Source organism: Radicibacter daui, assembly GCA_030657355.1.
Lineage (GTDB): Bacteria > Pseudomonadota > Alphaproteobacteria > Radicibacterales > Radicibacteraceae > Radicibacter > Radicibacter daui.
The window spans coordinates 2,086,984-2,106,328 of the sequence record CP131056.1; the positions used below are offsets into that span (position 1 = coordinate 2,086,984).

General features: G+C 64.1%; 20 protein-coding genes and 1 tRNA gene. 13 read left to right on the plus strand and 8 right to left on the minus strand.

Annotation, left to right across the window (positions count from 1 at the left end; translation table 11 throughout):
• Positions 1 to 28: 28 nt before the first annotated feature.
• From topA to QTL98_RS09820, 6 genes are all read right to left on the minus strand, one after another.
• Positions 29 to 2,758, minus strand: coding sequence for a type I DNA topoisomerase (gene topA / locus QTL98_RS09795; protein WP_445682030.1), 2,730 nt, complete (start codon positions 2,756 to 2,758; stop codon positions 29 to 31).
• A 69-nt stretch (positions 2,759 to 2,827) separates the two neighbouring features.
• Positions 2,828 to 3,943, minus strand: a complete 1,116-nt coding sequence (gene dprA, locus QTL98_RS09800) for a DNA-processing protein DprA (protein ID WP_445682031.1) — start codon at positions 3,941 to 3,943, stop codon at positions 2,828 to 2,830.
• Between the two features lie 68 nt (positions 3,944 to 4,011).
• Positions 4,012 to 4,617 (minus strand): glycerol-3-phosphate 1-O-acyltransferase PlsY, encoded by a 606-nt coding sequence (gene plsY / locus QTL98_RS09805; RefSeq protein ID WP_445682032.1) that lies wholly within the window; start codon positions 4,615 to 4,617, stop codon positions 4,012 to 4,014.
• A 106-nt stretch (positions 4,618 to 4,723) separates the two neighbouring features.
• Positions 4,724 to 6,016 carry a dihydroorotase gene (pyrC, locus tag QTL98_RS09810; protein WP_445682033.1) on the minus strand — a complete coding sequence of 431 codons (1,293 nt, stop codon included), beginning with the start codon at positions 6,014 to 6,016 and terminating at the stop codon, positions 4,724 to 4,726.
• On the minus strand, positions 6,016 to 6,987 hold the full coding sequence (locus QTL98_RS09815; RefSeq protein ID WP_445682034.1) for an aspartate carbamoyltransferase catalytic subunit: 972 nt from the start codon (positions 6,985 to 6,987) through the stop codon (positions 6,016 to 6,018). The genes pyrC and QTL98_RS09815 overlap by 1 nt, the downstream gene beginning before the upstream one ends.
• A 102-nt stretch (positions 6,988 to 7,089) precedes the next feature.
• Entirely contained in the window at positions 7,090 to 7,644 is a 555-nt protein-coding gene (locus QTL98_RS09820; RefSeq protein ID WP_445682035.1) for a PAS domain-containing protein, read from the minus strand.
• A gap of 214 nt (positions 7,645 to 7,858) precedes the next feature.
• Between QTL98_RS09820 and QTL98_RS09825 the strand changes: the two genes are divergently transcribed.
• Both QTL98_RS09825 and QTL98_RS09830 read left to right on the plus strand, forming a co-directional pair.
• Complete coding sequence (locus QTL98_RS09825; RefSeq protein ID WP_445682036.1) at positions 7,859 to 8,602, plus strand: hypothetical protein; 744 nt, start codon at positions 7,859 to 7,861, stop codon at positions 8,600 to 8,602.
• Positions 8,599 to 8,832: a hypothetical protein gene (locus tag QTL98_RS09830; protein WP_445682037.1), complete on the plus strand. Its 234-nt coding sequence runs from the start codon at positions 8,599 to 8,601 to the stop codon at positions 8,830 to 8,832. The genes QTL98_RS09825 and QTL98_RS09830 overlap by 4 nt, the downstream gene beginning before the upstream one ends.
• On the opposite strand, the gene ruvX is transcribed toward QTL98_RS09830, so the two are convergent.
• Complete coding sequence (gene ruvX, locus QTL98_RS09835) at positions 8,826 to 9,341, minus strand: Holliday junction resolvase RuvX (RefSeq protein WP_445682038.1); 516 nt, start codon at positions 9,339 to 9,341, stop codon at positions 8,826 to 8,828. The two genes, QTL98_RS09830 and ruvX, sit on opposite strands and share 7 nt — an antisense overlap.
• A gap of 198 nt (positions 9,342 to 9,539) precedes the next feature.
• On the opposite strand from ruvX, the gene gatC reads away from it, so the two are divergent.
• From gatC to QTL98_RS09890, 11 genes are all read left to right on the plus strand, one after another.
• Positions 9,540 to 9,827 (plus strand): Asp-tRNA(Asn)/Glu-tRNA(Gln) amidotransferase subunit GatC, encoded by a 288-nt coding sequence (gene gatC, locus QTL98_RS09840; RefSeq protein ID WP_445682039.1) that lies wholly within the window; start codon positions 9,540 to 9,542, stop codon positions 9,825 to 9,827.
• A 1-nt stretch (position 9,828) separates the two neighbouring features.
• Positions 9,829 to 11,292, plus strand: a complete 1,464-nt coding sequence (gene gatA / locus QTL98_RS09845) for an Asp-tRNA(Asn)/Glu-tRNA(Gln) amidotransferase subunit GatA (protein ID WP_445682040.1) — start codon at positions 9,829 to 9,831, stop codon at positions 11,290 to 11,292.
• A 2-nt stretch (positions 11,293 to 11,294) separates the two neighbouring features.
• Complete coding sequence (gatB, locus tag QTL98_RS09850) at positions 11,295 to 12,755, plus strand: Asp-tRNA(Asn)/Glu-tRNA(Gln) amidotransferase subunit GatB (protein ID WP_445682041.1); 1,461 nt, start codon at positions 11,295 to 11,297, stop codon at positions 12,753 to 12,755.
• Positions 12,756 to 12,843: 88 nt separating this feature from the next.
• Entirely contained in the window at positions 12,844 to 13,974 is a 1,131-nt protein-coding gene (locus QTL98_RS09855) for a trans-sulfuration enzyme family protein (protein WP_445682042.1), read from the plus strand.
• A gap of 185 nt (positions 13,975 to 14,159) precedes the next feature.
• A complete protein-coding gene (locus QTL98_RS09860) occupies positions 14,160 to 14,990 on the plus strand; it encodes an SDR family NAD(P)-dependent oxidoreductase (protein WP_445682043.1) in 831 nt (276 codons plus the stop codon).
• Positions 14,991 to 14,995: 5 nt separating this feature from the next.
• Entirely contained in the window at positions 14,996 to 15,865 is an 870-nt protein-coding gene (locus QTL98_RS09865) for an NAD(P)-dependent oxidoreductase (protein ID WP_445682044.1), read from the plus strand.
• A gap of 182 nt (positions 15,866 to 16,047) precedes the next feature.
• Positions 16,048 to 16,139: transfer RNA gene (locus QTL98_RS09870), tRNA-Ser, on the plus strand.
• A 588-nt stretch (positions 16,140 to 16,727) separates the two neighbouring features.
• Entirely contained in the window at positions 16,728 to 16,925 is a 198-nt protein-coding gene (locus QTL98_RS09875; RefSeq protein ID WP_445682127.1) for a helix-turn-helix transcriptional regulator, read from the plus strand.
• Between the two features lie 3 nt (positions 16,926 to 16,928).
• Positions 16,929 to 17,264, plus strand: coding sequence for a hypothetical protein (locus QTL98_RS09880; RefSeq protein WP_445682045.1), 336 nt, complete (start codon positions 16,929 to 16,931; stop codon positions 17,262 to 17,264).
• A gap of 3 nt (positions 17,265 to 17,267) precedes the next feature.
• On the plus strand, positions 17,268 to 17,597 hold the full coding sequence (locus QTL98_RS09885; protein ID WP_445682046.1) for a hypothetical protein: 330 nt from the start codon (positions 17,268 to 17,270) through the stop codon (positions 17,595 to 17,597).
• Between the two features lie 12 nt (positions 17,598 to 17,609).
• Entirely contained in the window at positions 17,610 to 17,969 is a 360-nt protein-coding gene (locus tag QTL98_RS09890) for a hypothetical protein (RefSeq protein ID WP_445682047.1), read from the plus strand.
• A 147-nt stretch (positions 17,970 to 18,116) separates the two neighbouring features.
• On the opposite strand, the gene QTL98_RS09895 is transcribed toward QTL98_RS09890, so the two are convergent.
• Positions 18,117 to 19,259: a hypothetical protein gene (locus QTL98_RS09895; protein ID WP_445682048.1), complete on the minus strand. Its 1,143-nt coding sequence runs from the start codon at positions 19,257 to 19,259 to the stop codon at positions 18,117 to 18,119.
• Between the last annotated feature and the right edge of the window lie 86 nt (positions 19,260 to 19,345).

The window sequence follows — 19,345 nt, forward strand, 5'->3', positions numbered from 1 at the left end:
CCTGGCCCCACCTTCCCGAACCGGAAGATCAGTCGGCCGCTGCCGTCTTTTTGGTTTTGGTTGCGCTGGCAGCCTTCTTTGCAGGCGCCTTCGCAGCCGTCTTTTTTGCCGGCGCCTTCCTGGCCGCCGCCTTGGCTGCCTTCGGCTTTTCAGCCGCATCGCCGTCCGCAGCCGGTGCCTTCTTCGCCGTCTTGCCCTTGGCGCCGCCGGATTTGGCATCCAAGAGCTCGATGGCCTGTTCCATCGTCAGGCTTTCGACTTCCATGCCCTTGCGCAGCGAGGCCATGGTCTTGGCGTGCTTCACATAGGGGCCGAAGCGGCCGGAATGGATACTGACGGGGCCCTTGTCGCGCGGATGTTCACCCAGTTCGCGCAGCGGCCCGGCCTTGGTTAGCTTGTCCCCCAGAAGGGCGACGGCGCGGTTCATGCCCACTTCCAGCACGTCATCATCCGCCGTCAGCGACTTGTAGACGCCGCCATGCTTGAGATACGGGCCGAAGCGACCGATGCCAGCCTGGATCATCTCCTTGGTTTCGGGATGATGGCCGATATCGCGCGGCAGAGACAGAAGGCCGAGCGCCCGGTCCAGCGTCAGCAGCGCCACATCCTCGCCGCGGGGCAGGGAGACGCGCTTGGGTTTTTCCACCGCTGCCTTCTTGCCCTTGCCCTTGGCCGGCGCCTCGGCTTCCACCGCAACAGCCCCTTCCTTGGGGCCGAGCTGGACATACTGGCCGTAGGGGCCACGGCGCAGCGTGACGGGCAGGCCGGTCACCGGGTCGTTACCGAGATGGCGGGGGCCATCGTCGCCCTCGTTCTCGGAACCTTCGCCGGCGGTCAGCGGGCGGGTGTAATTACAGGTCGGGTAGTTCGAGCAGCCGATGAAGGCGCCGAACTTGCCGAGCTTGATGCTGAGCCGGCCTTCCCCGCAGGTGGGGCAGGCACGCGGGTTGGGGCGGTCTTCCGTCGGCTCGCCGAAGAAATGCGGCCCCAGCTCCCGGTCGAGCGTGTCCAGCACTGAACTGACGGTCAGCTCCTTGGTGCCATCCACCGCCTTGTGGAAATCGAACCAGAACTGCCGCAGCACATCGCGCCAGGCAATGGAACCGGTGGAGATTTCGTCCAGCTTTTCTTCAAGATCGGCGGTGAAGTCATACTCCACATAACGCTCGAAGAAGTTGCTGAGGAAGGCGGTGACGAGGCGGCCGCGATCTTCCGGCACGAAGCGCCGATTCTCCAGCTTCACATAGTCGCGGTCCTGCAGCACCTGCAGGATGGAGGCGTAGGTGGAGGGGCGGCCGATGCCCAGCTCTTCCAGCCGCTTGACGAGGCTTGCCTCGGTAAAGCGGGGCGGCGGCTGGGTGAAATGCTGCTCGGGACGCACCTCGCCGCGGGTCAGCGGGTCGGTTTCCTTCATCGCCGGCAGGCGGCGATCCTGCTCGTCATCCCCGCCCGTATCGTCCTTGCCTTCCTGATAAAGGCGCAGGAAGCCGTCGAAACGGATGATGGAGCCGGTAGCGCGCAGGGTGGCGCTGTGGTCGGTCGCGTCGACATCGACGGCAACCTGGTCCAGCACCGCGCTTTCCATTTCGCAGGCGACGGTGCGCTTCCAGATAAGGTCGTAAAGGCGCAGCTCATCCCGGTCGAGATACTGCGCAACGTCACCCGGGCGGCGCATGATGTCGGTCGGGCGGATGGCCTCGTGGGCCTCCTGCGCGTTCTTGGCAGTGGATTTGTAGATGCGCGGCTGGGCCGGCACATAGCTGCCGCCAAAATCGCGGTCGATCAGGGCGCGGATGCTGCCGATGGCTTCCTGCGACAGCGACGTGCCGTCGGTACGCATGTAGGTGATCAGGCCGACCGTCTCGCCACCAAGCTCGATGCCCTCATAGAGCTTCTGGGCAAGGCGCATGGTGCGGGTGGCGCCGAAACCGAGCTTGCGGCTGGCTTCCTGCTGCAGGGTGGATGTGATGAAGGGCGGCGAGGGGTTGCGCCGTGCCTGCTTGCGCTCGACAGCACCGACGCGGAAGGCGGCCTTTGCCAGCACTTCGACGGCGGCTTTGGCGTCCGCCTCGTTGGCGAGGGCGAACTTGTCGAGCTTCTTGCCATTGAGATGGGTGAGGCGTGCGGTGAAGGTGCCGCCTTCGGTGGTGGTGAAGGTGGCTTCAACCGACCAGTATTCGCGCGGCACAAAGATTTCGATCTCCGCCTCGCGCTCGCAGATGAGGCGCAGGGCGACGGACTGCACGCGGCCCGCGCTACGGCTGCCCGGCAGTTTTCGCCACAGCACCGGCGACAGGGTGAAGCCGACGAGATAGTCGAGCGCCCGGCGCGCCATATAGGCATCGATCAGCGGCTGATCGAGATCGCGCGGATTGCGGATCGCGTCGAGGATGGTGTTCTTGGTGATCTCGTTGAAGGTGACGCGGCGCACGGTCTTGCCGTCGAGTTTCAGCCGCTCGCCCAGCACCTGCTGCACATGCCAGGAAATCGCCTCGCCCTCGCGATCAGGGTCAGTGGCGAGGAAGATGGTGTCGGCGGCCTTGGCGGCCTTGGTGATTTCCTTGATCTGGCGTTCGGCGCGGTCGCTGAGCTCCCAGCTCATGGCGAAATCTTCGTCCGGCAGCACCGATCCGTCCTTGGCCGGAAGGTCGCGTACATGGCCGAAACTCGCCAGAACCGTATAGTCCGAGCCCAGATACTTGTTGATGGTCTTGGCCTTGGCGGGCGACTCGACAATGACGACGTTCTTGCCAGACACGCTGGTTCCTTCCTTCCGACTGGCCTCCGGCCGGTGCCCGAAAAAGCAAGGCAATCCGCGACCTGAAGGTCAGCGCAGGCTCACCCGGCTCCCGGCATGACGTTCCACAAGGCCCGCCAGTTCCAGATCCGTGAGTGCGGCCTGCACTATGGAGGCAGACAATTGGCTATCTCGGATCAATTCGTCAACCGCGACCGGCGCAGGGGAGAGTGCCTCCATCAGCCGGCGGTAGAGCTGTGGCGTCAATGCGCCGTCCTCGGCAAAGGCTGCAGCAGCGCCGAGCCAGCCCTTTTCCGGCTCGCCGAGCGGGCGGGCGATGAGGGGGCGCAAAATGCCATCCACATCATCGGCATGTTCGGTCAGATGCGCGCCCTGACGCAGCAGATCGTTGGTGCCGCCGGCCCGCGGGTCGCGCGGGGAGCCGGGCACGGCAAACACCTCACGCCCTTGTTCCAGCGCCATGCTGGCGGTGATGAGAGAGCCTGATTTAAGCGCTGCCTCCACCACCAGCGTGCCGAGGCAAAGGCCGGAGACAAGGCGGTTGCGGCGGGGAAAGTGCCGGGCCTGCGGCTGGGTGCCGAACGGACTTTCCGCCAGAATGACGCCCTGCTGCTCCAGCGCCTGATGCAGGGCACGATTTTCCGCCGGATAGACAATGTCGATCCCGCCGGCCACCACGCCGGCCGTGCCGGTGGCAAGCGCCCCCTCATGGGCGGCGGCATCAATGCCGCGGGCAAGGCCGGAGACGATGGTGTAACCCCGCTCGCCAAGCGCGGCGGCAAGCTCGCGGGCAAACTGGCGGGCGCCGAGGCTGGCATTACGCGCGCCGACCATGGCAACCGCCGGCCGGTGCAGCAGATGGATGTGGCCGATAACGGCGATGACGGGCGGTGCATCCTCTATAGCGGCGAGCGGGCGGGGATAGTCGGGCTCGCAGCTCGCCAGCAGCCGGGCGCCATGCGCCTCCAGCGCGGCAAGCTCGGTTTCCGCGGCGCCGCGGCTCATCGCCTTCAGCGGGGCCTGCCGACCGGCGCGGCGGGCAAGCTCGGGCAGGGCATCGAGCGCGGCGGTAGCGCTGCTGAACCGCTCCAGCAGGCGATAGAAGGTCACGGGGCCGACATTCTCGCTGCGGATGAGCCGCAGCCAGTCCCGTCTTTCCGCCGCTGTCAAAACACGAGAATGCATCACGCGCAACCATGGCGGGTGCGCGTGATGTCGTCAAATAACCAGTGGTCGTGAAGGGGTCGCGCCGGTTATTCGGCCTTCTTTTTCTTGCCGAAGGACATGCGCGGCTCGGTGCCGGCCATCAGCCGGCGGATGTTCTGCCAGTGGCGGATATAGACCAGCACGGCAACGAAGACGCCGAAGAGGGTGAGCAGCGGGCTCTTCTGCACGAACCAGGCGGCCAGCGGCGCCAGGGCCAGCGCCGTCAGGGCGGAAAGCGAGGAGATACGGCCGACGATGGCAACCACCAGCCAGGTGGCGCAAGCAGCAAGGCCGAGCGGCCAGGAGAGGGCCAGATAGGTGCCGAGCGCGGTTGCCACGCCCTTGCCACCCTTGAAGCGCAACCAGACCGGGAAGGTGTGGCCCAGCATGGCGCCGGCGCCGGCGGCAACCGCCGCTTCCGGGCCGAATCGATAGGCGATCAGCACGGCGGCGGCGCCCTTGCCGCTATCGAGCAGAAGCGTCAGCAGCGCGAGCGGCTTGTTGCCGGTGCGCAGGACATTGGTGGCGCCGATATTGCCGCTGCCGATCTTGCGGATATCGCCATAGCCGCCAAGGCGCGCCAGCACGAGGCCGAAGGGGATGGAGCCCAGCAGATAACCGCCGGCCGCGCAGGCGAGCAGAACCGTTAACATCAAGCCTCTCCGTTCTTCATTCTTGGGCCGGTTGGTGGCCGTTCTTTTGAACAGGGTCGTTTAAAGCGTCTGCCGCCCGGCTTCCCCGGCCAGGCGGCAACCCGGATCAGGAGGCGCTGTAAACCAGCCGTCCGTCAATGATCGTACGCAGCGCCCGCCCGGCGACGGGGCGGCCGTCGAACGGGCTGTTCTTGGATTTGCTGCGGAAGGTGGCAGCATCGACCTTCCACGGACTGAAGGGGTCGAACACCAGCAGGTCGGCCGGGGCGCCTGGCTTCAGCTTGCCACCGGGGATGCCCAGCAGCTCGGCCGGGGTGGTGGAGAGGCGGCGGATCAGCGTCTTGAGGTCAAGGTGCTCGCCATGCACCAGCTCCAGTGCCACCGGCAGCAGGGTTTCAAGGCCCACGGCCCCGAACTCGGCCTGGACGAAGGGCAGGCGCTTGCTGTCCTGGTCCTGCGGGTTGTGGTCGCTGGCAATGGCATCAATGGTGCCGTCGGCAAGACCTTCGACGACCGCGCGGCGGTCGAAATCGCTGCGCAGCGGCGGGGAAAGCTTCAGGAAGGTGCGGTAGTCGCCGATATCGGCTTCCACCAGCGCGAAATAGGGCGGGGCGGTATCGCAGGTAACGGCGATGCCGCGCGCCTTGGCGGCACGGATGGCCTCCACCGCAGCCCAGGTGGAGATATGCGAGATGTGGATGCGCCCGCCGGTCATCTCGGCAAGGCGCAGGTCGCGCTCCACCATGATGATCTCGGCCTGGGTGGCGATGCCGGGCAGGCCGAGGCGGGTGGAAAGTTCACCCGAATTCATCACGCCGCCGGCAAGGCGCGGCTCTTCCGGATGCTGGATGATGAGTGCGCCGAAGGCCTTGGCGTATTTCAGCGCCCGCGCCATCACGCCGGCATCGGCAATCGCCCGGGTGCCATCGGTAAAGCCGACGGCGCCGGCTTCCTTGAGCAGGCCGATCTCGGCCAGTTCCTTGCCTTCGAGCCCCGCAGTTACCGCGCCATAGGCATAGACCTTGGCGAGCTTGGTTTCACGGGCGCGGCGGGCAATGAATTCAAGCCCGGCCACATCGTCGATCACCGGCTCGGTATTGGGCAGGGTGACGATGCTGGTGATGCCGCCGGCAACCGCAGCGGCGCTGGCGGTGGCGATGGTTTCCTTGTGCTCGAAGCCCGGATCGCAGGCCTGTACGCGCATGTCGATCAGGCCGGGCACCAGATGGGCGCCGGCACAGTCGACGGTCTCGATACCCTCCGGCACCCCCTCGGCAAAGAGGCCGGGGCCGACATCGGCGATCTTCGTGCCTTCAACCAGCAGCGCACCGGCGGCGTCGAGGCCGCTCGCCGGGTCGATCAGATGCGCATTGATATAGGCGGTACGGCGCTCGGCCATCAGAGCTTCCCTCCGAGATCGTCATTGTCGCCGCGCCGGTCGCGGGTCAGCAGGTCGAGCACGGCCATGCGCACGGCCACGCCCAGCTCCACCTGGTCGAGGATGACGGAGCGGTTGATGTCGTCGGCGATCACGCTGTCGATCTCCACGCCGCGGTTCATCGGGCCCGGATGCATGATGAGGCAGTCCGGTTTTGCCGCCGCCAGCTTCTCCTCGGTCAGGCCGAAGAAGTGGAAATATTCGCGGATGGAGGGGACATACTGGCCCTGCATGCGTTCGGTCTGCAGGCGCAGCATCATCACGATGTCGGCGTCTTTCAGCCCTTCGCGCATGTTGGTGTAGACCTCCACCCCCATGCGGTCGATGGCGGCAGGCATCAGTGTGGGCGGTGCCACCACACGCACCCGGGCGCCCATGGTGTTGAGCAGCAGGATGTTGGAGCGCGCCACGCGGCTGTGCAGCACATCTCCGCAGATGGTGACGGTCAGCCCTTCCAGCCGGCCCTTGCGGCGGCGGATGGTGAGCGCATCGAGCAGCGCCTGCGTCGGGTGCTCATGGCTGCCGTCGCCGCCATTGACGACGGCGCAGTTGACCTTCTGGGCCAGCAGCTTGACGGCGCCTGAGTCCGAATGGCGCACCACCAGCGCATCGGGGTGCATGGCGTTCAGCGTCATCGCGGTGTCGATGAGCGTCTCGCCTTTCTTGATCGAGGAATTGGCGACCGCCATGTTGATGACGTCGGCGCCAAGACGCTTGCCCGCCAGCTCGAACGAGGTGAGCGTACGGGTCGAATTCTCGAAAAAGAGATTGATGACGGTGAGGCCCCGCAGCACATCCGTCTTCTTGTGACGGGAGCGGCTAAGGCCGACATAGTTATCTGCGAGATCGAGAACTTTCTCGATATCCCAAGGAGATAGCCCTTCAATCCCCAGCAGGTGCCGGTGGGTGAAGGACGACGGTTGGAACTCCATGGAGTATCCCCTCTTGGCCCGGATCGGCCCCTTATAGGCGTGGGGGGGCTGGCCCGCAATCACGAGTGCCGGGAAGTTTTAAACAGCGTCGGCAGGCGGCTCTCAGCCTTCCGGGTGCAGCAGTAAAAGGCAGCCGACAAGGCTTGCTGCTGTATCGGCGTCCGGCTCCCAGAGCGGGCAGTCGATGGCTTCAAAAGGCACGCGGGGAAAACCGGCGCGGTTGAAAAAGCCGCGGCAGAGCGAGGGGCGGCCGCTTGCCATCACCGCCTCATAATAGGCCGCCATGCCGCGATCGGCCTCCGGCCCGCTGTCAGGGCTGATCACGGCGCCGGTATTGTCGAAGCCAACGATATCGGCAATGCGCTCGCCCACGATGCGCAGCACGAAACCGCGCCCGTCCTCGCCGGTCCGCCGGACCAGATAGATGTCGCGCATGTTGCGGCCGAGCAGGGTGGGGTCGAAGGTCCGCCGCAGGACGGGACCGGAGGCGCTGCGCTCCTCCCACCATTCGCACAGGCGGCGGTTTACGGGGTGTTGCAGCAGGGAGCTGGCGGCGCCGGCGATCTGTTCGTTCACCTCCAGCACGCGCGCGGCCACCTGGTCGGCGGTTGCCGTCGGGTCGCGCATCTGATGCAGGCGAAGATAGTTGATCGGCATTGCGGGGCAGCAGCCTTCGGGGACGCGGCACGGGGATTCTGACAAAGTGCCGCAAGATGGCGCCCGCGGGTATCCCCTAATTCCTTAGATTTCTTTTTATCCGCCTGTCCGCGGCAAAGAGGGCTCAATGCGGGGCTCGCCCGCAGCGGTATTTGCAGGCTAAGCTTCTGCCGCAGCGCGCAACCAATAGCGCGGAAGGGGAGCCGGGCACCGAATGACGAACCTGACGCTGGCCGTCACCACCACCGGGGCGGCCTTTCTCGCCTCGCTGGTCGAGGTGGTGGAGGCCTTTACCATCCTGCTGGCGGTGGGGATCACCAATGGCTGGCGGCCGGCTTTTGCCGGCACCGCGCTTGCCCTGGTGGCGCTGGCGCTGCTGGTGGGGCTTGCCGGGCCGCTGCTGGCGCTGGTGCCGATCTGGCTGCTGCAGTCGGTCATCGGCCTGCTGCTGATCCTTTTTGGCCTGCGCTGGCTGCGCAAGGCCATCCTGCGCGCCGCCGGGCTCATGGCCCTGCGCAACGAGGATGCGGCCTATGAGCGCGAGAGCGCCGCTCTGGAGGCTGCGCGCGCCGACCGGCGGGCGGCCACCATCGCCGGCATCGTGGCCTTCAAGGCCGTGCTGCTGGAAGGGGTGGAAGTTGCCTTCATCGTGCTGGCGGTGGGCAGCGGCAAGGGCCGTATGGATTTTGCTATCGCCGGCGCGCTGGCGGCGGTGGTTCTGGTGCTGGTGGTTGGCATCTTCGTCCACCGGCCGCTGTCGCGGGTGCCTGAAAACACGCTGAAATTTGCCGTCGGCTGCCTTGTCAGCGGTTTCGGGATCTTCTGGTTCGGCGAAGGGGTTGGCATTCTTTGGCCGGGCGGCGACTTTGCGCTGGTGGCCATCGAGCTTGCGGTGCTGCTGGTGTCGCTGGCGCTGGTTCAGCTGGCGGCGCGGGCTGCCGAATGGGTGCGGGAATGAGCGCGCTCGGCGCCGTGTGGCGCGAGTTGCTGGGGCTCTTTGTCGATGATGGCAATCTTGCCGTGCAGGCAACCTGTCTTCTGGCCCTGCTGGGGCTGACAGTGCCAACCGGCGTGATCCCGCCGCTGGTCGGGGCCTGGCTGCTGGTGGGCGGGCTGCTGCTGATCCTCGCCCTTAGCGTGCTGGGGCATGTGCTGAGCCTGCGGCCGAAACGGCGCCAGGGTCAGTAGTTATCCTCATCCTCGTCATCGAGGAGGGAGAGCGGGCGTGTCGGGGTGAAGGCAAGGCGATCAAGCGCGCCTTGCAGGATGTAGCCGGCCGCCATCTTGTCCACCACCTCGCCGCGGCGCTTGCGCGTCATATCGGCCTCGCTGGTGAGGAAGCGCTGCACGGCGGAGGTGGAAAGCCGCTCGTCCCAGAAGGTGGCGGGGATCGGCCGGCGCTGATGCACCTCGCGCACGAAGTCGCGCACCGACTGGCAGCGCGGGCCTTCCGTGCCATCCATATTGACCGGCAGGCCAACCACGAGACCGCCCACGCCGCGCTGGTCGATCAGCGCGAACATCTCCGCTACATCGCGGGAGAATTTGGTGCGGCGGATGGTGCCGACGGGCGAGGCGAGGGTGAGCATCGGATCGCTGAGCGCCATGCCGATGGTCTTCTCGCCAAGGTCGAGGCCGAGCAGCCGTTCGCCGGGCTTCAGCGCCGCCTTGAGCGCCAGGATATCTTCGTGGATCATGGCGCTCTCTCTACACCCGATCCGCCCGGCTTGTCGCCCCGGATAACGGATGCTATTTCCGTTGCCCGGCTTCGGCCGGACTGACCCCCGAACCAGACCCCCGGAACCCCTTGCCATCCGGCAGGCGGCCGGGAGCCACCTTTATCGTTAAATGCGGCAGCCCGCCTTCCGGCCGGCCGCCGGCCCCTCGGAGGAACCATGTCACTCGACACCGCAACGGTGCGCCGTATCGCCTCGCTGGCGCGCATCAAGGTGAGCGACGACGCGCTCGATCACTGGACCCAGGAGATGAATTCCATCCTCGGCTGGATCGAGCAACTGCAACAGGTGAATACCGACGGGGTCGAGCCGATGAGCTCGGTCGCCAACATGACGCTGCGCCAGCGCGAGGACGCCATCACCGATGGTGGCATCCAGGACAAGGTGCTGGCCAACGCCCCCGATGCGACGGCGGGCTTCTACACCGTGCCGAAGGTGGTTGAATAAGATGAGCAACCTGACCGACCTGACGATGGCCGATGCGCTGCACGGCCTTGAGAGCGGCGATTTTTCCGCCGTCGATCTGACCCGCGCCTATATCGGCAAGATGGAGGCTCACAAGAGCCTCAACGCCTATATCACCGAGACGCCGGAACTCGCCCTTCAGCAGGCTGAAGCCTCCGATACCCGCCGCCGCAAGGGCGAGGCCGGGGCGATGGACGGCATGCCCATCGCCATGAAGGACCTGTTCTGCACCGAGGGTGTGCGCACCACGGCTGCCAGCCACATGCTGGAAAATTTTGTGCCGACCTATGAATCGACCGTTTCCGGCAAGCTCAAGGCTGCCGGCGCGGTGATGCTGGGCAAGGCGAACCTTGATGAGTTCGCCATGGGCGGCGCCAACTCCAACAGCTATTTCGGCCAGGCGGCCAACCCGTGGAAGGCTGCGGGCGATACCGGCGTACGCGTTCCGGGTGGTTCCTCCGGCGGCTCTGCCGCTGCGGTTGCCGCGCATATGGCGATTGCCGCCACCGGCACCGACACCGGCGGTTCCATCCGCCAGCCGGCGAGTTATTGCGGCATCGTTGGCGTCAAGCCGACCTATGGCCGCTGCTCGCGCTGGGGCGTGGTGGCATTTGCCAGCTCGCTCGACCAGCCGGGTCCGATGGCCCGCACCGTAGCCGATGCCGCGCTGATGCTGAATGTGATGGCCGGCTTCGACCCGAAGGACAGCACTTCGGCTGACATGGCGGTGCCGGACTTCTCCGCCGTGCTTACCGGCGATATCCGCGGCCTCAAGGTCGGTATTCCCAGGGAATACCGTGAGGGTGTGTCGCCGGAAATTCTCGCCGTCTGGCAGCAGGGCGAGGAGTGGCTGCGCGCGGCCGGTGCCGAGGTGGTGGAAGTTTCCCTGCCCAACACCCGCGCGGCGCTTGCCACCTACTACATCATCGCCCCGGCGGAGGCGTCCTCCAACCTCGCGCGGTATGACGGTGTGCGTTATGGCCTGCGCGTGCCCGGCGACGGGCTTGCCGAGATGTATGAGAACACGCGCGCTGCCGGCTTCGGCAACGAGGTCAAGCGCCGTATCCTCATCGGCACCTATGTGCTCTCGGCCGGTTATTATGATGCCTATTACCTGAAGGCGCAGAAGGTGCGTGCGCTCGTCGCCCGCGACTTCGCAGAAGCCTACAAGCAGGTGGACGTGCTGCTGACGCCGACGGCGCCGACCACGGCTTTCGTCGCCGGATCGCAGGAAGACCCGGTCACCATGTATCTCAACGACGTCTTCACCGTGCCGGCCTCGCTGGCGGGCATTCCGGGGGCGGCAGTGCCGGTTGGCCTTGCTGCCAACGGCCTGCCGTTGGGCCTGCAGCTGCTGGGCCGCCCGTTTGATGAAGAGACGCTGCTGCGCGTTGCCGGTGTGATTGAAGAGGCTGCGGGCTTTACCGCGCGGCCGGAGGGCTTTTGAACATGAGCACCACCTACACGATTGATGGCGAAACCGGCCCGTGGGAACTGGTGATCGGCCTTGAGGTTCATGCCCAGGTCATCAGCCAGTCCAAGCTGTTTTCCGGCGCCTCCACCACCTTCGGCGCCGAGCCGAACACCCAGGTGAGCCTTGTGGACGCGGCCATGCCCGGCATGCTGCCCGTCATCAACAAGGAATGCGTGGCGCAGGCCGTGCGCACCGGCTTTGGCCTCAACTCGGCCATCAACCGGCGCTCGGTCTTCGACCGCAAGAACTACTTCTATGCCGACCTGCCGCAGGGTTACCAGATCAGCCAGTTCAAGCAGCCCGTCGTGGGCGAGGGCTGGGTGGATATCGATCTTGAGGGCGGCGAGGTAAAGCGCGTGCGCGTGGAGCGGCTGCATCTGGAGCAGGATGCCGGCAAGAGCCTGCACGACCAGAGCCCGACCAAGACCTTCGTTGACCTCAACCGCTCCGGCGTGGCGCTGATGGAGATCGTCTCCTTCCCCGACATGCGTTCCCCGGACGAGGCGGGCGCCTATGTGCGCAAGCTGCGCACCATCGTGCGTTATCTCGGCACCTGCGACGGCAACATGGAAGAAGGCTCCATGCGCTGCGACGTCAATGTGTCGGTGCGCAAGGCCGGCGCCGAATACGGCACCCGCTGCGAGATCAAGAACGTCAACTCGGTGCGCAACATGATGCTTGCCATCGAGTATGAAGCCCGCCGCCAGATCGAGATTCTGGAAGAGGGCGGTTCGATCACGCAGGAAACGCGCCTGTGGGATGCCGGCAAGGGCATCACCCGCTCGATGCGCAACAAGGAAGAAGCGCACGATTATCGCTACTTCCCCGACCCCGACCTGCTGCCGCTGGTGCTGGAAGAAAGCTTCATCGAAGGCATCAAGGCGACCCTGCCGGAACTGCCGGACGCCAAGAAGGCCCGCTTCATGAGCGAGTACGGCCTTGGCGACTATGACGCCAATGTGCTGGTGGCCGAGCAGGACCGTGCGGCTTTCTATGAGCAGGTGGCAAAGGGCCGCGATGCCAAGATTGCCGCCAACTGGGTGATCGTGGAGCTGCTGGGCGCGCTCAACAAGGCTGGCAAGGACCTTGCCGAAAGCCCTGTAAGTGCTGATAAACTTGGCGGTCTGCTGGATCTGATGGCGGACAACACCATCTCCGGCCGCATCGCCAAGGATGTGTTTGCCGAGATGGTGGAAAGCGGCAAGGATGCCGGCACCATCGTCGAGGAAAAGGGCCTGCGCCAGGTCACCGATACCGGCGCCATCGATACGCTGATCGACCAGGTGATGGCCGAGCATGCCGACAAGGTGGCCGAATATCGCTCCGGCAAGGACAAGCTCTTCGGCTTCTTCGTCGGCCAGGCGATGAAGCGCAGCCAGGGCAAGGCCAACCCGGCGATGCTCAACGATCTTCTGAAGAAGAAGCTCGACGCTTAAGAAAATAAAAGAAAAAATCGGGGCGCGGCCATGGCTGCGCCCCGATTGCATTTAAAAGCGATAATTCAGAAAACGGGAGAGCGCGGTTATGGCGGATAGTCTCTACAGCAAGGCGGAAACCCTGCTGGCGCAGGCGCTGGGCGCCGCCGGGCCGGACGGCGCCATCGTGCCGGGCATCGAGCCTGCCAGCACCTTCGTGCGCGGCGAGGATGGCCGCACCCGTTATGGCCGGGATGACGACCCCACGCTGGTGCCGGCGGAAAGTGTGATTGCCGCGCTTGAAGGCGGCGCGGGCTGCCTGCTCTTTTCCTCCGGCATGGCGGCCTGTACGGCGCCGTTCCTGGCGCTGAAGGCCGGCGCGCGGGTAGTGCTGCCCAAGGCCATGTACTGGTCGCTGCGGGCCTGGGTGCAGAATTATGCGGCTGACTGGGGCCTTACCGTCGATTTCTACGATAATGCCGATACCGCCTCGCTGGCGGCGGCCTGCGCCCGGCCGGCCGATCTGGTGTGGGTGGAAAGCCCCGCCAACCCGACCTGGGAAATTACCGACCTTGCCGTCGCTGCCGACCTCGCCCACAAGGCGGGTGCGCTGCTGGTGGTCGACAACACCGTGCCGACCCCGCTTTTGACCCGGCCGCTGGAATTCGGTGCTGACCTTGTGGTGCATTCCGCCACCAAGGGGCTCAATGGCCATTCCGACATTCTGGCGGGCGCGCTGGTCACCGGCCGGGACGATGCGCACTGGCAGCGGCTTAAAACCGTGCGCAAGGGCAATGGCAGCCGTCTCGGCGCCTTCGAGGCCTGGCTGCTGCTGCGCGGCCTGCGCACGCTGCATCTGCGCCTTGAGCGGCAATGTGCCTCGGCGATGAAATTCGCCGAACATTTCGCCGGCCATGCCGGCGTGCGGGAAGTCATTTATCCCGGCCTTGCCAGCCACCCGCAGCACGCGCTGGCGGCCCGGCAGATGACGGGCGGTTTTGGCGGCATGCTGTCGGTACGGGTTGCCGGCGGCTTCAAGGCGGCGGCTTCGGTTGCCAAAACCACCCGGCTTTTCCGCGACGCCACTTCGCTGATGGGGGTGGAAAGCCTGATCGAGCATCGCCAGCCGGTGGAAGGCCCGACCTCGCCGACGCCGGATGATCTGCTGCGCATTTCCATCGGCGTGGAACATGTAGATGACCTGATTGCGGATTTTGCGGCGGCTCTCGCTGCCTCGTGACAAAAAAGCCCGGCCTGATGCCGGGCTTTTTTCTTTTCTGCTTTTGTCCCGTTGGCCACGCGAGGCCGGCCAGCGGTTGTGCCTGCGCCGGCGCAGGATCAGGCTGGCACGCCTTGCTCTTGCGGGCAGGGATCCCCACGTCAACGGGGCAGGGCGGCAAGGGGACCGCCGAGGGAGGAGGAAAGATGCAGCATCATCCAGCCATAGCGCCGGGACGGGTTGCCGTTGTTACCGGCGGTGCCAGCGGCATTGGGCTTGCGGCAGCAAAGGCGCTCGCCGCGCAAGGCATGAAGGTGGTGATCGCCGACCGGGATGCCGCCATGCTGGAGGCAGCGCATGCTGCCCTGGGCAGCGATGCGCAGGCAGTCGTCTGCGATGTCGGTCGGCGGGAGGATGTGGAGCGGCTGAAGGAGGCTGCCGAGCGGCTTGGCCCCGTTACCTTCCTCATGAACAATGCGGGCCGCGAAGGCGGCGGCGACCTCTTTGCCGATCCCGCCCTCTGGCATGTGACGCTGGAGACCAACCTCTGGGGTCCGATCAACGGCGTGCAGCTGTTTGCGCCCGGCATGATCGAGCGCGGCTTGCCGGCTGCCATCGTCAATACCGGCTCCAAGCAGGGCATCACCCTGCCGCCGGGCGATACCGCCTACAATGTCAGCAAGGCGGCGCTGAAGGCGCTGACGGAATCGCTCGCCCACAAGCTGCGGCAGAGTGAGGCGCCCGTCAGCGCGCATCTGCTGATCCCCGGTTTTGTCTTTACCGGTTTTACCCGTGCCCGCGGCGTGACGGAAAAACCCGCCGGTGCCTGGACGCCGGAACAGACGGTCAATTTCATGCTGGCCGCGCTCGCCCGCGGCGATTTCTACATCCTCTGCCCGGACGGCGAGGTAACGCGCGAGATGGATGAAAAGCGCATTGCCTGGGCCGCGGGCGACATCATCGAGAACCGGCCGGCGCTCTCGCGCTGGCACCCGGATTTTGCCGGCGCCTTCAAGGCTCATGTGGAAGGGAAGTGAAACCCATGAAAATCGGTGTGATCGGCCTTGGCCAGATGGGGGCCGCGATGGCCCGTAACCTGCTCGCCGCAGGCCATGAGGTGATCGTGTGGAACCGCGATGCCGCCAAGGCGGCGCCGCTTGTCGCCCGGGGTGCGACCCTTGCCGCTACCCCGGCGGAGGCGGCAGCGGGCGGTCTTGTGATCTCCATGCTGGCGGATGACAGGGCGGTGGAGGCGGTAACGCTGGGGCAGGGCGGCCTGCTGAGCGCCGACATGCCCGGCCTTGTCCATCTTTCCATGAGCACCATCAGCCCGGCGCTCTCGGCGCGCCTCGCCGGTGAACATGCCAAAGCCGGCGGCCACTATGTCGGCGCCCCGGTCTTCGGCCGCCCGCCTGCGGCGGAAGCAGGCAAGCTCTTCATCGTCGTGGCCGGCGCTGCCGATGCCGTGGCGAAAGCGGAGCCGGTGTTGTCCGCGCTGGGGCAGCGCCAGTTTGTGGTGGGGGAGGAGCCTTCTGCCGCCCATCTGGTAAAGCTCTGCGGTAACTTCATGCTGGTCTCCACCGTGGAAGCGCTGGGCGAGGCGATGGCGGCGGCGCACAAGGGCGGCGTGCCGCGCGCGGCTCTCTTGGAAGTGCTCAACAACTCCATCTTCCCCGGCGCCATCTACAAGATTTATGGAGACATGATCGCGGCGCAGACTTTCCGCCCGGCCGGTTTCACCGCCGCGCTCGGCCTCAAGGATATGGGGCTGATGAGCGATGCCGCCGATGGCCTTGGCGCCGCCTTGCCGCTGCTCGATCTGGTAAAGGGCCATCTGGCCGAGGTGGTGGAGAAGGAGGGCGCGGATATCGACCTTGCCGGCATGTCTCTTGCCGCCCAGTACAAGGGCTGACGCTGCAGCCGTGAAGCGATTGCTCCCACCCCCGCAAGGTTACGGAATTTCGAGGTCTCACGCGGGGTTGGGGGCGATGGCATTAATATCGCACTCCCCCAACACGAGGCGTTGACAAGCCCTCATCCGCCCCTTAAACACCCTGCTCACCGGCATCGGCGCGACCGATCGCACGAGGTGTCGGAGGGGTGGCCGAGCGGCTGAAGGCAACGGTTTGCTAAACCGTCATACTGGGAAACTGGTATCGTGGGTTCGAATCCCATCCCCTCCGCCAACATTTAATTTCAATGCTTTACGGGCGCATTCGAGAGCATTCAGTCGCTTTCGAGCGCATGGCATTTGCAACAATGCTGCAACAAGCTGCAACAGATTGCGGCTCGTGAATGCGCCTGAAGCGGCATCAACACTCTTCAAAAGATTTGAGATGCGGGCCAGTGCGCACGAAAAGCGCCTAATCGGCCTTGCATTCTTAAAAGACGATTCGTATATCGTTAGGCAGTGGTTGCAGCCGAACTGCTGGTGCGGGTGCGGGGTAGCTGCTGGCGACGATCAGTCGTTTTGTTGGTGCGTACGGTCCGTTTGGACCGAGTTAGCCAAAGGGTTAATGCACTGGTCCACTGACGGGGTTGGTGGAGGCTTCAGCTTCGGCTGGCGCATAGTGTAGCACTGGCACAATGAGGGGTCGTATCAGCGTCAGTAGTGAAGCGTGCGCGCCCAGCAAGCTTGTAAATCATTAGTCCTAGTCGGGGGCCGACTAGCTGGACGTCTATCTCCACGCTAGTCATATGGACGGTTACCCTTGTTTTTGGACTCTACAAATGCGCCTTCCATGGCGCCTCTCCCCGAATCCGCTGTCGCTGACATGATCGGTGTCACTGCCAAGCACTTCGCACGCCTTCGCCGCGAAGGCGACGCACCTCCCCATGTGAAAATCGGCCGCCAGACGCTCTATCTTGCCGCTGACGTTCACGCATGGCTGGAGGCCCGGCGCGTTGCTCCCGACGCTCCTGCAAAGCGTCGTGGCCGCCCGACTGGCAGCTTCACGCGTCGGGAGGGCTGAGCCATGACGACGACGCAAGGCGGCTGGATCATCACCGGCATCAACGAGGTCGAGTTCTCCGACAGCTGGGGCTGGGTCGACATCGACGCCAGTCAGGGCGAGAGGACCGCTTGTGTACGGGCTCAGTACTCCATGGAGGAGGGGCGCCCGGCGCTAGGAGATACAGAAATCCTATGGCTGGAGCCCAACACCGACAGGGAAGTTGTTGTCGAGCACTTCGGCACTGGCGATGAACTCACCGAAGACCAGATGGTCATCGTTGATGATATCCTGACGGCTGCTGACGGGTCGGCCGAGCTTGCGGCGGTGTTCGAACGCCGCTTCCGCCGGGAGGGCTGAGCCATGACGCAGCAAGGCAGGTTCATCACCGGCATCCAAGAGGCTGGAATAATGAAGCAAGAGCGTCGCGCGCTTGAGGCCTACCTACTGGCGGCAGCTGCTGCCAGTAGGGACTGGCTATCAGCGAGGGAATGGTTCAGGTCCAGACCCCAAGACTTTGCGGACATGCACGAAAATGCATTGCTGCTCTATTTCGTTCAAGAGTTGGAGCATGGCGGCGTCCTCGGCCTTGATTTCAAGTACGTGACTGCTGAGCCGATAGCGCCATGGCAAGGGAATATGAATATCAGGGACATCTTGGTTCGATTTAAATCGGTTCATCGAGCGGCCTGACAAGGAAGAAGCATGTATCTCGATTACGAGGGTGGCTACTACACATTGCTGGTGATCAGGCCCGGAATTGTCGATTTTAGCGCGTACAAGAATTGTGGCCTTGGCGCTGACGAGTATTTGATCGACCTTCAGCAAGACTACGGCTGGTTGCTTGAGGCCAGCCAGCCGGAAACGACAGCTGATGGCGACATCGTCGTTAAAATGGCAGGTGGCATCACCGCCGCATGCCCGTGCTGCCACAGCTCCGCCGGGCGCTTTCTGGTGACCAAGTGTGTGCCGGTAGCAGCCGGTGGCGGTGGCGACGGCAGCAAGGAGTGGGAAGAGGAAGCCGGACTGTATTGTTCTGGGTGCGGCGCCGTTGAGTTTGAGTAAGCGGTAAATTTTAGGACGCAACAAAACTACCTTCGTTCCGTCCCTTGTGTTCGCCGGGGGGCGGAACGAAACAACTTCTGTCGAGGGCCTTGCTGGCGTCTCGTTCGGTGTGTTGCAATGATCTTTTTTGATTGCGGTGACGGATTATTACGTCACGTTGACTAAGATTTTATGTTTAGGTGACGGTACGGGTTGCGGCCAGCAGGGAGAGGTTGTGCCAGTATCCGGCGATATTGTATTGGTACGGCCCCGATCCAACGCGGCCAATGCAGCCGCCTCGAACTCCCGCAGATCATAGCGTTTTTCAAGCTCTTCGATTGGATGGCCTCTCAGGTCGGCAATGAGAACGGGTCTCAATTCCCCCTCAGGATTCCAACGAAGGCCCCACCCTTTGATTATCGGACCGTTCTCGAAGCGCGGTGCATCGCAAAGCCACCTGACCGGCTTATCAGTGGACCGAAAAAACACCTCTCCAAGATCGATTGCGGGCCGAACGTCGTTTGCCCGCCAAGTCGAGATCGCTTGCCGAAAGCTGCCTCTTGCCTGCCAGCGGTGGAGAGGGGCGCCATTCACGTAGAGCTGCCTGACATACTCAGCTAGGTTGGCGTCGGTGAAGTCGTCGACGTAACGAGCAGTCGTTGACCGCATGTAATTGGCAGCGCGTTCAACGTCGCTAAGCTGATATTCTGCGTCATCGAAATGAATATCATACTTTTTTTCTAGGTATTTGACCGCTGAATCGAACTCATCAGCGTCGATATATTCGATGAGCGCATGGAAATGAACGTCGATGATTTCACCTCTGGCAAGAGGTCGGTGATGAACGGCATAGGCGATAACGCGACCGTGACCGAAGCGGCGATCCAGACGCTTGAGGGCGGCTCGCAGTTCGGCGATGTTGAGCTGATGGCCTTCTCTTAAGCTGCTGACAGGCATGTGGGCCAGCTGCCTTGAACGCAGCCTAAGCATGTAGAGCTTTGACCCGGGCCGACGATGACCCGGCGCGTCGGCATACATCTTTATTTGTTTGACGGCTTCGTGTTTTTCCCGTCTGGCATGTGTATTAAAGATGCACCACTTGGCCAGTGATTTGTCTTTCCACGACTTTTTGGCGATCCAGTCGACGTAATCCGGCTCGGCTCGGTCAGGATCTAGCCCTTGCGCGATAAGTCGAAGTCGCGTTCTGGCGTCTTGGGCAGCCTCCCACTGGCGCTGTTCGCGTTGGGCCGGGGTCATTTTTTCTCCGGCTCCACGGAAGCGGTGGACCCGGCCCCATCGGTCGATATGCATTTTGCCATCCCTTTTCGGGATAGCCTCTTGATAATCGTTCTGATTTGACTGATTATTTTGAGGCTTGTTGAATAAAAAAGCGCTCC

Bases quoted from the DNA above. Each gene is read 5' to 3' on its own strand.
- dprA (WP_445682031.1), bottom strand. From the start codon at position 3,943: ATGCATTCTCGTGTTTTGACAGCGGCGGAAAGACGGGACTGGCTGCGG.
- plsY (WP_445682032.1), bottom strand. From the start codon at position 4,617: ATGTTAACGGTTCTGCTCGCCTGCGCGGCCGGCGGTTATCTGCTGGGC.
- pyrC (WP_445682033.1), bottom strand. From the start codon at position 6,016: ATGGCCGAGCGCCGTACCGCCTATATCAATGCGCATCTGATCGACCCG.
- QTL98_RS09815 (WP_445682034.1), bottom strand. From the start codon at position 6,987: ATGGAGTTCCAACCGTCGTCCTTCACCCACCGGCACCTGCTGGGGATT.
- QTL98_RS09820 (WP_445682035.1), bottom strand. From the start codon at position 7,644: ATGCCGATCAACTATCTTCGCCTGCATCAGATGCGCGACCCGACGGCA.
- QTL98_RS09825 (WP_445682036.1), top strand. From the start codon at position 7,859: ATGACGAACCTGACGCTGGCCGTCACCACCACCGGGGCGGCCTTTCTC.
- QTL98_RS09830 (WP_445682037.1), top strand. From the start codon at position 8,599: ATGAGCGCGCTCGGCGCCGTGTGGCGCGAGTTGCTGGGGCTCTTTGTC.
- ruvX (WP_445682038.1), bottom strand. From the start codon at position 9,341: ATGATCCACGAAGATATCCTGGCGCTCAAGGCGGCGCTGAAGCCCGGC.
- gatC (WP_445682039.1), top strand. From the start codon at position 9,540: ATGTCACTCGACACCGCAACGGTGCGCCGTATCGCCTCGCTGGCGCGC.
- gatA (WP_445682040.1), top strand. From the start codon at position 9,829: ATGAGCAACCTGACCGACCTGACGATGGCCGATGCGCTGCACGGCCTT.
- gatB (WP_445682041.1), top strand. From the start codon at position 11,295: ATGAGCACCACCTACACGATTGATGGCGAAACCGGCCCGTGGGAACTG.
- QTL98_RS09855 (WP_445682042.1), top strand. From the start codon at position 12,844: ATGGCGGATAGTCTCTACAGCAAGGCGGAAACCCTGCTGGCGCAGGCG.
- QTL98_RS09860 (WP_445682043.1), top strand. From the start codon at position 14,160: ATGCAGCATCATCCAGCCATAGCGCCGGGACGGGTTGCCGTTGTTACC.
- QTL98_RS09865 (WP_445682044.1), top strand. From the start codon at position 14,996: ATGAAAATCGGTGTGATCGGCCTTGGCCAGATGGGGGCCGCGATGGCC.
- QTL98_RS09875 (WP_445682127.1), top strand. From the start codon at position 16,728: ATGATCGGTGTCACTGCCAAGCACTTCGCACGCCTTCGCCGCGAAGGC.
- QTL98_RS09880 (WP_445682045.1), top strand. From the start codon at position 16,929: ATGACGACGACGCAAGGCGGCTGGATCATCACCGGCATCAACGAGGTC.
- QTL98_RS09885 (WP_445682046.1), top strand. From the start codon at position 17,268: ATGACGCAGCAAGGCAGGTTCATCACCGGCATCCAAGAGGCTGGAATA.
- QTL98_RS09890 (WP_445682047.1), top strand. From the start codon at position 17,610: ATGTATCTCGATTACGAGGGTGGCTACTACACATTGCTGGTGATCAGG.
- QTL98_RS09895 (WP_445682048.1), bottom strand. From the start codon at position 19,259: ATGCATATCGACCGATGGGGCCGGGTCCACCGCTTCCGTGGAGCCGGA.